Source organism: Psychrobacillus sp. (genome assembly GCF_056205495.1).
Window position 1 is genome coordinate 1 of record NZ_JBAEAP010000404.1, and the last position, 1907, is coordinate 1907.

General features: G+C 41.2%; 1 protein-coding gene and 1 pseudogene. Both read left to right on the forward strand.

Annotated elements, in window-relative coordinates; genetic code table 11:
- Window positions 1–1578: pseudogene (locus AC06OU_RS11905) on the forward strand (ATP-dependent Clp protease ATP-binding subunit); the annotation flags it as partial.
- A 250-nt stretch (window positions 1579–1828) separates the two neighbouring features.
- Window positions 1829–1907: hypothetical protein (locus tag AC06OU_RS11910; RefSeq protein ID WP_475856019.1), on the forward strand; the 79-nt coding region annotated here is incomplete at its 3' end.

Consider the following 1907-nt stretch of genomic DNA (forward strand, 5'->3'; position numbering starts at 1 on the left):
GGGGCAGAAGGGGCAATTGATGCTTCTAATATCTTGTAACCGGCACTGGCTAGAGGAGAAATTCAATGTATAGGTGCTACTACATTAGACGAATATCGCAAATACATTGAAAAAGATGCTGCGCTTGAACGTCGTTTCCAACCAATCCAAGTTGATGAGCCTTCTGCAGAGGAAGCTGTACAAATTATTTATGGGTTACGCGATCGTTATGAAGCACATCACCGTGTGAAAATTACGGATGAAGCAGTAGAAGCCGCAGTTAAAATGTCTGATCGTTACATTTCTGACCGTTTCTTGCCTGATAAAGCAATAGATTTAATTGATGAGGCAGGTTCTAAGGTTCGCCTTCGTTCCTATACAACTCCTCCTAATTTAAAAGAATTAGAAACGAAGCTAGAGGCTGTTCGCTCTGAGAAAAATGCAGCTGTGCAAAGCCAGGAATTTGAGAAGGCAGCTTCTTTCCGAGATAAAGAACAAAAAATCAAAGATAAATTAGAAACTATGAAAAATACTTGGAAAGAAAAACAAGGAAAAGAAGAGTCAGAGGTTACAGTCGAGGATATCGCTGCTGTAGTTTCGATGTGGACTGGAATTCCTGTTTCCAAGTTAGCTCAAACAGAGTCCGAGAAGTTGTTAAAGCTGGAGGATAAATTACATGAACGTGTAATCGGACAAAAAGAAGCGGTAGATGCTATTTCTCGTGCTATCCGACGAGCTCGAGCAGGCTTAAAAGATCCGAAGCGACCAATTGGTTCATTTATCTTCTTAGGACCTACAGGAGTAGGTAAAACGGAGTTAGCTCGTGCTTTAGCAGAGGTAATGTTTGGAGACGAGGACGCAATGATCCGAGTAGACATGTCTGAGTACATGGAAAAACATTCTACTTCTCGTTTAGTAGGTTCACCTCCGGGGTATGTTGGCTTTGATGATGGTGGTCAGTTGACTGAAAAAGTTCGCCGTAAACCGTATTCTGTTATTTTATTAGATGAAATTGAAAAGGCACATCCAGACGTATTCAATATACTTTTACAAGTATTAGAGGATGGTCGATTAACTGATTCGAAAGGTCGCACAGTCGACTTCCGCAATACAGTAGTGATAATGACATCTAATGTTGGAGCAGATGCACTTAAATACAATAAACATGTAGGGTTTAACTTACAAGAAGCTGGAAAAACGGATTATAAAGATATGAAAGGAAAAATGCTAGAAGAATTGAAAAAAGCATTCCGTCCTGAGTTCTTAAACCGTTTAGATGAAATGATTGTTTTCCACTCATTAGAGAAGGAACACTTAAAACAAATTGTAACATTAATGACAGAACAGCTAGCGAAACGTTTAAAAGAACAAGGAATAGAGCTAGTGCTTACTGAGGCTGCTCAAGATAAAATTACTACAGAAGGCTACGATCCAACATACGGAGCACGTCCGCTCCGCCGTGCATTACAAAAGCATGTGGAAGATCGTCTTTCAGAGGAACTGTTAAAAGGTGAAGTCTTAACTGGTCAGCGTGTAGTATTTGATGTAGAAAATGACGAATTTGTTGTTCGAACAACAGAGCCTGTCACAGAAAGTTAATAATATAGGCATTCCGAGATCACCGGAATGCCTTTTTTTACATAGCTTTGCGACATAGGCGCATAGGCTTTTCGAGATGTCTAGCTCCAGTGCCTTGCCCCTCGGGGTCAAATGGTAAAATACTGCTCCTGCGCGAGCTCGTCGCAAACAAAAGCGTTTGCGGTGGCTGAGGAACTGCCTCCTCGCTTTTCTCCATTTGCCTGTCGGGGCAGAACAGGCGATTATGCTTTTCTTATTATAGGAGAATTTTATGGCAAAAAAGAAAACGAAATTTATGTGTAACTCATGTGGCTATGAGGCTGCCAAATGGATGGGGAGATGTCCAGGGT